The following is a 6,433-nucleotide window of genomic DNA, read 5'->3' on the forward strand; positions in this document are numbered from 1 at the left end:
AAGGAACGTCAGATGGGCATCGAGGAGAAGCTTCCCGCCGGCGTCCTGCTCACCTCGGTGGAGAAGCTGGTCAACTGGTCCCGGAAGTCGTCCGTGTGGGGCGCTACCTTCGGCCTGGCCTGCTGCGCCATCGAGATGATGGCAGCCGGTGGTCCGCACTACGACATGGGCCGCTGGGGCATGGAGGTCTTCCGGGCGTCGCCCCGGCAGGCCGACCTGATGATCGTGGCCGGCCGCGTGAGTCAGAAGATGGCCCCGGTTCTGCGCCAGATCTACGACCAGATGGCCGAGCCCCGCTGGGTGCTCTCGATGGGCGTCTGCGCCAGCAGCGGCGGCATGTTCAACAACTACGCGATCGTGCAGGGCGTCGACCACGTGGTGCCGGTCGACATGTACCTGCCGGGCTGCCCGCCCCGGCCGGAGATGCTCATCGACGCGATCCTCAAGCTCCGCGAGAAGATCATGTATGAGCCGCTGGGCCCGAACGGCCGCAAGATGCTGGCTGCCCGCCAGGAGCGCGGCGACGTTCCGATCGTGCCCTACGGCTCCATGCCCTCCTCGTACCGCAGCGACAAGGCCCGGCGTGCCGAGTGGACACGGGCGGTCCGCGAGGGCCGCGAGGAGCAGTTGCGGATCGAGAACTGGATGAACGCTCAGAACCACCTCCACCCGCAGGCAGGCCCCAAATGACCTCACCCACGGACAAGCCCAACGACGGCGGCGTACCGCTGCCGGTGGTGCCGGCAGGCGCCACCAGTGGTGCCCCCGCCGAGTTCCCGCCGGCCAGCCCGGCCGGGCGCGGGATGTTCGGCAACCAGGGCACCGGCGACGTGTCCGGCTACGGCGGCCTGGTCCGCCAGCGCCAGCCCATCGAGGAGGCGTCCCGTCCGTACGGGAGCTACTTCGACGAGGTCCGCGACGCGTTGGAGGAGGCCTACCCGGCCTTCGGCGACGCGATCGAGAAGGTCGTGGTCGACCGGGGTGAGCTGACGCTGCACATCCGCCCGGAACGGATCGCCGAGGTCTGCCAGGTGATGCGCGACGACCTGGCGCTGCGGTTCGAGCTTTGTTCGTCGGTGTCCGGCGCGGACTACCTGGGCGCCGACGAGCGGCGGCTGCACGTGGTCTACCTGCTCACCTCGATGACGTACCGCCGGCGGGTCCGGCTGGAGGCCGCGGTCTCCGTCGAGGCCCCGCACCTGCCCAGCGTGACCGCCATCTACCCGACGGCGGACTGGCAGGAGCGCGAGGCGTACGACATGTTCGGCATCGTCTTCGACGGCCACCCCAACCTGACCAGGATCCTCATGCCGGACGACTGGGAGGGCCACCCGCAGCGCAAGGACTACCCGCTCGGCGGTGTGCCCGTCGAGTACAAGGGCGCGGAGATCCAGCCGCCGAACGAGCGGAGGTCGTACCAGTGACGACGTCGAACTACGCCAGCGAGCGCGAGACCGACGAGGGTCGGGTCTTCACCGTCACCGGTGGGGACTGGGACACCATCGTCTCGGGCACCGACCCGATCAACGACGAGCGGATCGTCGTCAACATGGGTCCGCAGCACCCGTCCACGCACGGGGTGCTGCGGCTGATCCTGGAGCTGGAGGGCGAGACGGTCCGCGAGGCCCGTTCCGTCGTCGGCTACCTGCACACCGGCATCGAGAAGAACCTCGAATACCGCAACTGGGTTCAGGGCTCGACGTTCGTGACCCGGATGGACTACCTCGCCCCGATCTTCAACGAGACGGCGTACGCCCTCGCCGTCGAGAAGCTGCTCGGCATCACCGACGACATCACCGAGCGGGCCACCACCATCCGCGTGCTGATGATGGAGCTCAACCGGATCTCGTCGCACCTGGTCTGGCTGGCCACCACCGGCATGGAGCTGGGCGCGATCTCGATCATGCTGTACGGCTTCCGCGAGCGGGAGTACATCCTCGACATTTTCGAGACCATCACCGGTCTGCGGATGAACCACGCGTACGTCCGGCCGGGCGGTGTGGCGCAGGACGTGCCGGACGAGGCGATCGTCAAGATCCGCGAGTTCCTCAAGATGATGCCGAAGAAGCTCAAGGAGTACGAGGACCTGCTCTCCGGCCAGCCGATCTGGACCGAGCGGACGAAGAACGTCGCGGTGCTGGACGTGACCGGCTGCGTGGCCCTCGGCATCACCGGGCCGGTGCTGCGCTCCGCCGGTCTCGCCTGGGACCTGCGCAAGACCATGCCGTACTGCGGTTACGAGAACTACGAGTTCGACGTGCCGACCCACCCCGACGGTGACGTGTGGGGCCGCTACCAGGTCCGGCTCGCCGAGATCCGGGAGTCGATGAAGCTGGTCGAGCAGGCCCTGGACCGGCTCCGCCCGGGTCCGGTGATGGTCGCCGACCGCAAGATCGCCTGGCCGGCGCAGCTGGCCATCGGCGTGGACGGCATGGGCAACTCGCTGGAGCACGTAGCGAAGATCATGGGTCAGTCGATGGAGTCGCTGATCCACCACTTCAAGCTTGTGACCGAGGGCTTCCGGGTTCCGCCGGGCCAGGTGTACGTCGCGATCGAGGCTCCCCGGGGCGAGTTGGGCGTGCACGCGGTCTCCGACGGTGGCACCCGGCCGTACCGGGTGCACTACCGCGAGCCCAGCTTCGTCAACCTCCAGGCCCTCCCGGCGATGGCCGAGGGCGGTCTGATCGCCGACGTGATCGCCGGCGGCGCCTCGTTGGACCCGGTGATGGGTGGTTGTGACCGATGAGTGTTTTCACTGACGAGACCCGGGAGCGGGCGCGCGAGATCATCGCCCGCTACCCGGCGGACCGGTCCCGCTCGGCGTTGCTGCCGCTGCTGCACCTGGTGCAGGCCGAGGAGGGGTACGTCTCCCCGGCCGGGGTCACGTTCTGCGCCGAGGTCCTGGGGCTGAACAAGGCCCAGGTCGGCGCGGTGGCGACCTTCTACACGATGTACAAGCGCAAGCCGACCGGTGACTTCCTGGTCAGCGTCTGCACCAACACCATGTGCAACGTGCTCGGTGGCCAGGAGGTCTACGACACCCTGTCCGAGCACCTGGGCGTCGGGCACGACGAGACGACCGCCGACGGCACGATCACGCTGGAGCACGCCGAGTGCCTGGCGGCGTGCGACTACGGCCCGGTGATGACTGTCAACTACGACTTCTTCGACGGCGTGGACGCGTCCACGGCGGTCGGTGTCGTCGACGAGCTGCGGGCGGGCGGGCGGCCGATGCCGACCCGCGGTGCCCGGCTCTGCACCCTCAAGGAAATGGCGGTGCAGCTCGCCGGTTTCGCCGACGAGCGCGAGGGCGCGGTCGCCGACGGTGGGCCGGGTGAGCCCACCCTGCGCGGGCTGCGGCTGGCGCAGGAGCACGGCGTCTCGGTGCCGGGCTTCGACCCGAACACCCCGATCCGCAGCAAGGCCGAGGCCGACAAGGCCGCCGCTGAGGCGAAGGCGAAGGCGGAGGCCGCCAAGCCGGCGCCCGTCGAGGCCAGCGCGGCACCGGTCAAGGGTGGCGACGGGGCGTCCGCCCCGACGGGGGCGGCCGGGGTCGGCGAGCCGGCGAAGCCGGCGGACGCCACTGGGCCGGCGGAGGCCAGTGGCAGCACCACCCGGGACGTCAAGGCACCGGACGACAAGTCGCCGCAGGTGCGTACCGCCGAGACCCGGCAGCCGGACGCGGGCACGGCGGTGCCGGACGCCCCTGGCACCAAGGTCCCGACGGACGGCACCGGCACCGCGCCCGAGGCTGGCGACGCACGGTCGGCCGAGGCCGCCGGTGTGGCGGCCAACGCGCCGGCCGGTGACGGCAAGCCCGCCGGCGACGAGGCCGGGGCGCAGGAGCGCAACCTCACCGAAGCGAAGGCTGGCACGGACGCCGACGGCGCCGGACCGGCGGACGCGAACGAAACGGGGGCCCAGAAGTGACCACTCCCCGCCCGGAGACCGTGGCCAAGCTGACGCCGGTGCTGACCAAGCGCTGGCTGTCGCCGGACGCCTGGCGTATCGGCACGTACGAGCAACTGGACGGCTACGCCGCACTGCGCAAGGCGCTCAAGGCCCACCCGGACGACCTGATCCAGCTGATCAAGGACTCGGGGCTGCGCGGCCGGGGTGGCGCCGGCTTCCCCACCGGTCTCAAGTGGGGCTTCATCCCGCAGGGCGACGGCAAGCCGCACTACCTGGTGGTCAACGCCGACGAGGGCGAGCCGGGCACCTGCAAGGACCTGCCGCTGATGACCCACGACCCGCACGCGCTGGTCGAGGGCGTGATCATCGCGTCGTACGCGATCCGGGCCAACCGCGCCTACATCTACATCCGGGGCGAGGCGGTGCACGCCGCGCGTCGGCTGCGCAACGCGGTCCAGGAGGCGTACGACAAGGGCTACCTCGGCCGGAACATCCTGCGCAGCGGCTACGACCTGGAGCTGGTGGTGCACTCCGGCGCCGGGGCGTACATCTGCGGCGAGGAGACGGCGCTGCTGGACTCGCTGGAAGGCTTCCGGGGGCAGCCCCGGCTGCGCCCGCCGTTCCCGGCCACCCACGGCCTGTACGCGAGCCCGACGGTGGTGAACAACGTCGGCACCATCGCCAGCGTGCCGCCGATCGTGCTCGGCGGGGCCGACTGGTGGAAGAGCATGGGCACCGAGAAGTCCTCCGGGCCGATGATCTATTCGCTGTCCGGTCGGATCGTCAACCCGGGCCAGTACGAGTGCTCGATGGGTGTCACGCTGCGCGAGCTGCTGGAGCTCGCCGGTGGCATGCAGCCGGGGCACAACCTGCGGTTCTGGACCCCGGGCGGCTCGTCCACCCCGCTGCTCGCCGCCGAGCACCTGGACGTGCCACTGGACTTCGAGGGGGTGGCGGCGGCCGGCTCGATCCTGGGCACCACGGCCACCCAGATCTTCTCCGACCAGGACTGCCCGGTCTACGCGACGTACCGGTGGCTGGAGTTCTACCACCACGAGTCGTGCGGCAAGTGCACCCCGTGCCGCGAGGGCAACTACTGGATGGTTCGGGTCTACCGGCGGATCCTCGCAGGTCTTGGCACCCACGAAGACCTGGACACCCTGCTGGACACCTGCGACAACATCCTCGGCCGCTCGTTCTGCGGCCTGGGTGACGGCGCGACCAGCTCGGTGACCTCGTCACTGAAGTACTTCAAGCAGGACTACCTCGACTACATCGAGGGTCGGACCGCACCCAAGCTGTCGGAGAAGACCCTGGTAGGGGCGCACTGATGACCGACGTAGCCAAGCAGACCGAGACCGTCACGCTCACCATCGACGGCGTCGAGGTCACCGCCCCCAAGGGGACGTTGCTGATCCGGGTCGCCGAGCAGATGGGCACCGAGATCCCCCGGTTCTGCGACCACCCGCTGCTGGCCCCGGCCGGCGCGTGCCGGCAGTGCCTGGTCGAGGTGGAGGGCCAGCGCAAGCCGGTGGCCTCCTGCACCCAGGCCGTCGCCGACGGCATGGTCGTGCGTACGCAGATCACCTCCCCGGTGGCCAAGAAGGCGCAGGAGGGGGTGATGGAGCTGCTGCTGCTCAACCACCCGCTGGACTGCCCGATGTGTGACAAGGGCGGTGAGTGCCCGCTCCAGAACCAGGCGATGTCCACCGGCCGCACCGACTCGCGCTTCCACGAGCACAAGCGGGAGTACGAGAAGCCGATGGCGATCAGCAGCCAGGTGCTGCTGGACCGCGAGCGGTGCGTGCTCTGTCAGCGGTGCACCCGGTTCTCCGAGGAGATCGCCGGCGACAAGTTCATCGACCTGATGGGCCGGTCGTCCGCCGAGGAGATCAACATCTACCGGGACGACGCGTACGGCGAAGAGGGCGACGCCGGTGACGTCCCGTTCAACTCCTACTTCTCCGGCAACACCGTGCAGATCTGCCCGGTTGGCGCGCTGACCGGTGCGCAGTACCGCTTCCGGGCCCGCCCGTTCGACCTGGTGTCGAGCCCGAGCGTCTGTGAGCACTGCTCGGCCGGCTGCGGGCAGCGCACCGACTGGCGGCGCGGCAAGGTGCTGCGCCGGCTGGCCGGCGACGAGCCGCAGGTCAACGAGGAGTGGAACTGCGACAAGGGCCGGTGGGGTTTCCAGTACACCCGGGCCGCCGACCGGTTGACCACCCCGCTGGTCCGCGACGAGCACACCGGTGAGCTGCGCGAGGCGTCCTGGAGCGAGGCGCTCACCGTGGCCGCCGAGGGCCTGCACACTGCTCGGGAGAGCGGGCAGGGCACGGCGGTGCTCACCGGCGGCCGGCTGACCGTCGAGGACGCGTACGCGTACGCGAAGTTCGCCCGGGTCGCCCTTACCACCAACGACATCGACTTCCGGGCCCGGCCGGTCTCCCGCGAGGAGGCCGACTTCCTGGCCAGCTCGGTCGCCGGGGTCACCGACGTCACCTACACCGACGTGGAGAACGCG

The 6,433-nt window shown here is 70.0% G+C and carries 6 protein-coding genes; all 6 read left to right on the plus strand.

The genetic code is table 11. From position 1 onward, the window contains the following. Positions 1–12 precede the first annotated feature (12 nt). Positions 13–690 (plus strand): NADH-quinone oxidoreductase subunit B family protein, encoded by a 678-nt coding sequence (locus KBX34_RS23830; protein WP_124821345.1) that lies wholly within the window; start codon positions 13–15, stop codon positions 688–690. Next, positions 687–1,424, plus strand: a complete 738-nt coding sequence (locus tag KBX34_RS23835; RefSeq protein ID WP_099849906.1) for an NADH-quinone oxidoreductase subunit C — start codon at positions 687–689, stop codon at positions 1,422–1,424. Before KBX34_RS23830 ends, KBX34_RS23835 begins: the two co-directional genes overlap by 4 nt. After that, entirely contained in the window at positions 1,421–2,746 is a 1,326-nt protein-coding gene (locus KBX34_RS23840; RefSeq protein ID WP_141907602.1) for an NADH-quinone oxidoreductase subunit D, read from the plus strand. The genes KBX34_RS23835 and KBX34_RS23840 overlap by 4 nt, the downstream gene beginning before the upstream one ends. Continuing rightward, a complete protein-coding gene (gene nuoE / locus KBX34_RS23845; RefSeq protein WP_210927018.1) occupies positions 2,743–3,930 on the plus strand; it encodes an NADH-quinone oxidoreductase subunit NuoE in 1,188 nt (395 codons plus the stop codon). The genes KBX34_RS23840 and nuoE overlap by 4 nt, the downstream gene beginning before the upstream one ends. Continuing rightward, positions 3,927–5,243, plus strand: a complete 1,317-nt coding sequence (nuoF, locus tag KBX34_RS23850) for an NADH-quinone oxidoreductase subunit NuoF (RefSeq protein WP_210792571.1) — start codon at positions 3,927–3,929, stop codon at positions 5,241–5,243. Before nuoE ends, nuoF begins: the two co-directional genes overlap by 4 nt. Then, positions 5,243–6,433, plus strand: a 1,191-nt coding sequence (locus tag KBX34_RS23855; RefSeq protein WP_210927020.1) for a 2Fe-2S iron-sulfur cluster-binding protein, incomplete at its 3' end; no start/stop codon positions are given. The genes nuoF and KBX34_RS23855, both read left to right, overlap by 1 nt.

Source organism: Micromonospora sp. M61, assembly GCF_018070245.1.
GTDB classification, from domain to species: Bacteria; Actinomycetota; Actinomycetes; order Mycobacteriales; family Micromonosporaceae; genus Micromonospora; species Micromonospora zamorensis.

What these genes read in the sequence shown, in the direction of transcription:
- KBX34_RS23830 (WP_124821345.1), top strand. Translation starts at nt 13, where the DNA reads ATGGGCATCGAGGAGAAGCTTCCCGCCGGCGTCCTGCTCACCTCGGTG.
- KBX34_RS23835 (WP_099849906.1), top strand. Translation starts at nt 687, where the DNA reads ATGACCTCACCCACGGACAAGCCCAACGACGGCGGCGTACCGCTGCCG.
- nuoE (WP_210927018.1), top strand. Translation starts at nt 2,743, where the DNA reads ATGAGTGTTTTCACTGACGAGACCCGGGAGCGGGCGCGCGAGATCATC.